Below are 4,094 nucleotides of genomic sequence, written 5' to 3'. Positions count from 1 at the left end.
CKCGTTCCTATTGCCGGTATCATTCATCTTTCCTTCGTAGACATCGATGAGTTCGATTAGCGCGGCTCTCCGTTCACGCTGGACGTCGTAAGGAACGCGGGAATCTCCCTCAATGGATACCGTCTCGTACTCCATTCCGTGAAGCTTGAAGTAGTAACTCATCGTCTGCGCCTCGAACAAGTACGTAAGGATAATGGACTCATCGAAGCACTTGAAGATGCGCGCCGGAAACGACCATAGAACGTAGGTATCGCGATAGATGAATAAATTCTCCGCCTCTGCGTACATCTTCAGGTCGTTAAAGTGCGCGTCGTATGTCGGATCGGTCCATATAATACGGTTTCCCTCGATGCGGATGCGGCCTCCGTCGAGCAAAAGGCGGATATCGTCGCGCTTAACGTTGACCGGTTCCATTACGTCCATGACTTCGTCCAGCACGAGCGTATAGCCGGCACTAGTCAATAGCGATATCAGCTCGTCGTCAGCCGCCTTAAACAGCGCATGAGTCGATGCGATATCCTTTCCGTCGATGATCGCGTCCTTCAAGCTGCGGAGTTTACTTCCTTCGTTACTAGCGTTACGCGTCGGCTGAACGAACTTTCGACCGGTTACGCGATCAATAATACGCTCGACTTCGGATAAGAACGGCGTTATGTAGATGAAGCGCCTATCGTCCGCAGCTTCCGACATGAACTTAATAGCGTGATTCGTCTTACCGGCGCCCATGATAGCGTCAATGACCGTTATTTTACTCACGTTATTCCTCCGTTTCGTGAAATCAGCGCGACTACGTTTAACACCGGAACGGTGCTAAAACTTCCGAAAAACCGCGTAGTGGTGCGGTTTCTAGGCGCGTCCCTTAAAAGAAAGATATACCCCTTCGCTTCTATTACGTAGGTTTGCGTCGAGTCTTAGACTCAGCGTAAACAGGCTGCCGCGTCGCTACGCTCCTTGCCCTTCCGCGCTTAAAACCGTGCGCGTCAGACTATCCTTTCAACGCGTAGAAATATAAACGGGAAAGAGCAACGCGAAAAGGTATATGATACCCGGAGACGGGGCGCTTTTCCCCGGCTTCCGAAGCAAGGGGCGGTCTTCCCCGGCACTTGAACTATCCCCGCCTCCTACCGTTTATGACGTTCTCCAAACGCATGTAGTACGTTAATATCCGCGTCGTTTGTATAGATCCCACGCAAATTGGACGACTTTGAATAGTAACTCGGAACCGCCCGTATCCGGGTGTAGCTTCCGTGTAAGGTCGCGGTATTTATCGCGTACGACCCTCTCGCTGTCCCCAATCCAGACGTCTAGTATCTCGTAGGGATTCACGATTGGTCCGCTAAGTGGGGTTTTATCCGGAGCGGCGCGGAATTGTCGCGCTATAGTCGTTGCAGATCGCCCCGCGGATAATTCCGCCTTGATTTCGTCGTAGTGCTCCGCAAACAATACCGCAGACACTTCGCTCGAAACGTCAATGAGCCCGTCAATTAAAGCGGAATCCTCACCGATTACCTTAAGCGCGCATGATACGGGAAGGTCTTAAAGAAACCCCTTCCTTTCATCAGTTAACGCGATAGATTCGAACGGATTTCCCTCCGCTTTCTTCCGGACCTGCGGCGCCTTCGTTAGCCCTGCCTGATCGCGTACGGCTCGTACAACTCCACGCAGCTCACGCACAGTCATCGCGTCGACCGTCTTATCGCCTTCTGGCGTTGTATGAGTGGCAGCCACGAAGTCTTCGCGCTTAATATCCGACGGGAGCGTAAGCAACTCGAATAGCTTCGCGATCGTCAAACCGCTCGGCGTCGGGCGATTTCCGAACTGCTCGTACACTTGGATGTACTTGCGCGCTGTCTGCGGAACAATTCCGACGGAGCGGAGCCACGGTTCCCATTGACCGTGTACTAAATCGTTCTCCTTAACGAATTGCAGGCGCTTGCCGATTTCTATTGCCTTGCGCGCGATATCGACCTCTGCCGCCTCAATTTCGCTGACGTACGTCCGGATTTCCGATTCGATGTCGGCGATATCCGTCGAGAATACGTGTGCTGCTGCGAAGTTTCTAGCGCCCATTGTCCCGTCCCCCTTTGGTGCGTGATTTGTGGTCCGCACACTCGGCGCGGAAATTCCGTCCTCCTATCGACTATGACGCCGGCCGACGCGATGTGGTACAGCTCACCTCCCGAAAGTGTTCTCGTTACCTGCGCGCTGCGTGTCCGCCTATTTTCTAAGACACCGCGCTCGGCCGGTTTCGCACACCTTCCGCGCTTTATACTCCAATAACGACGCCCGATTCGAATCCGCATACCTTGCGGAGAATTTTTCCATCTCTTCTCGGACATACTACTTAGAAATTTGGCGTGAAGGAGAGTGGCGGCGGATGCATTTCGTAATTGGCGCGATCGTAGGCGCGATTATTGGATTTATCGTTAACTGTTCGCTGTAGGAACGCGCTGCCACTCTCTTGCGATATCGGGCCGGATTACTTCCGGTCCTTTTTCGCGTTTCCTCCTACTATACGTACCTGCTCTATGTGGCGATTGTGGGACATTGAAGCGTCAGAAACTTTTGAAACCTCTCCGAAAACCACGCGTATACTCTATCAACAACACGAACAAACGTTCTAATTCGAAGGGTCGAGCCCCCGCCTGTTGGGTACGACGCCGTACGAAAGGGCGGCACGCCAATACCGCCCTGATTCCGGAAACCGCGTTGCCGCGCGGTCGTTACGCTAGACAATAACTGAACGCCGTTTTACCGGTCCGTGGCTGATTCTCCCAAACCCGTCACGGACTACCTTCACCCGCGCCAGAACAACGCGCCGACGACGATTAGAAACGGGAACCTCCGCACCGCCGAGCATAACAACGAGTTGCCGCTCGTCGTCGAAGCATTCAGCATGGTCCGTATTAATGATGAAGCCGCGCTCGGACCGAACGAAACTAGGCGCGTGCGAAAGAAACGCTTCCAGTTCCTCAAGCGTGGTAATCTGTGCGTATTGCTTGTCCTGCGTATGATATTGGATGATGCCGCGGGAAACGGAAACGAACTGAACGTCAGCGAGGGGCAGCGCTATAATCCGGAACTCTTTGCCGGTGCGCTCAACAACGGAGATTTGATTCAAACGGCACGACCTTCCTACGTTTAATGGCGTGGGGGCCCGTCCACTATGCCAGCGCGGTTCAGGCGCCAGCATTTCGACTCCTGGGCGTGGAGTCTCGTCAGGTGGGAGCGGAGAATCATGCGAAATTCCCCCGCAGTATTCGAACATCCTCAGGCAACTGAGATACGCGCGAGCCGCCTATTACGAAATCCAAAAAAGTTATTGACCGCATTTTATTGAGTACAAGCTCCATTCCGTAACGCCTGTCCTTTGCGCGGGTCTGCGCGACCCGTTCCGCCTCATCGAAGGACGTATGGTAATCACCGGCCTCCAGTTTATACGGTGCAGCATGAACTATCCGATAGCTATCGCAGAACAATATCCAACCGGGTTTCTCCGGAATCTCGATTGCAGGGTAAGTCCATTGGTCGCCGAGATGGTTGCTGACGATGACCTCCGTTACCATAGCGGCCGCCCCCGTTCAGCCTCGCAGCGGGCGGTAAGGTTCTCGTTAGCGGAGCTCCTTGCGTTTTCGGAGGATACGATCAGCAGGCGGCGGCCGGTGGACAGCGTGACGTAGCGAACATCTTCGCGCACGGGCTTCGTTTTCATCGGTGGCCTCCGAAGTTTCCAAAAAGACTTCCTATAAACCCTCTCGCAAACTCCGCCGCAAGAATTCCGAGTGCGTGCGCGATTAAACGGGATTTCGGATTACGGCGGCGGACCGTATTAGACCGCGATGTTGTCGCTAACAGGAGCATCGATTTCGCCTCCTTTCAGGATGAAGCCGAGTTGGCGGAGTTGATCCGCATCGAGCGTTGTGCAGCCGAGGACGGCGTTTAGGGATACGCCAGTGATGCGGGAGAATGCGCGCGATTGTGCAATGAAGCGGACGGGGCGATCGGTGGCGGAGATTACGGAAACGAGTGTGACATTTTGCGGATAACGGACGTAGCGGATTTGCACGGCAATTCCTCCTATATGATCGTTTAAC

The 4,094-nt window shown here is 53.9% G+C and carries 4 protein-coding genes and 2 pseudogenes; all 6 read right to left on the bottom strand.

Features of this window, described 5'->3' with window-relative positions; all coding sequences use genetic code 11:
* Window positions 1–546 (bottom strand): annotated as a pseudogene (locus BN871_RS25105) (hypothetical protein); the annotation flags it as partial.
* A 990-nt stretch (window positions 547–1,536) separates the two neighbouring features.
* Entirely contained in the window at window positions 1,537–2,070 is a 534-nt protein-coding gene (locus BN871_RS25095) for a DUF3102 domain-containing protein (protein WP_048749798.1), read from the bottom strand.
* Between the two features lie 658 nt (window positions 2,071–2,728).
* Entirely contained in the window at window positions 2,729–3,121 is a 393-nt protein-coding gene (locus BN871_RS25090; RefSeq protein WP_021881471.1) for a LytTR family DNA-binding domain-containing protein, read from the bottom strand.
* Window positions 3,122–3,236: 115 nt separating this feature from the next.
* On the bottom strand, window positions 3,237–3,566 hold the full coding sequence (locus tag BN871_RS25085) for a hypothetical protein (RefSeq protein WP_021882570.1): 330 nt from the start codon (window positions 3,564–3,566) through the stop codon (window positions 3,237–3,239).
* Entirely contained in the window at window positions 3,560–3,712 is a 153-nt protein-coding gene (locus BN871_RS28055; RefSeq protein ID WP_021882571.1) for a hypothetical protein, read from the bottom strand. The genes BN871_RS25085 and BN871_RS28055 overlap by 7 nt, the downstream gene beginning before the upstream one ends.
* A 117-nt stretch (window positions 3,713–3,829) precedes the next feature.
* Window positions 3,830–4,094 (bottom strand): annotated as a pseudogene (locus BN871_RS25080) (hypothetical protein); the annotation flags it as partial.

The organism is Paenibacillus sp. P22, from assembly GCF_000469945.2.
Lineage (GTDB): Bacteria > Bacillota > Bacilli > Paenibacillales > Paenibacillaceae > Paenibacillus_O > Paenibacillus_O humicus.
The sequence above is the reverse complement of the archived record's forward strand: the minus strand, read 5'-3'. Positions and strand labels throughout refer to the sequence as shown.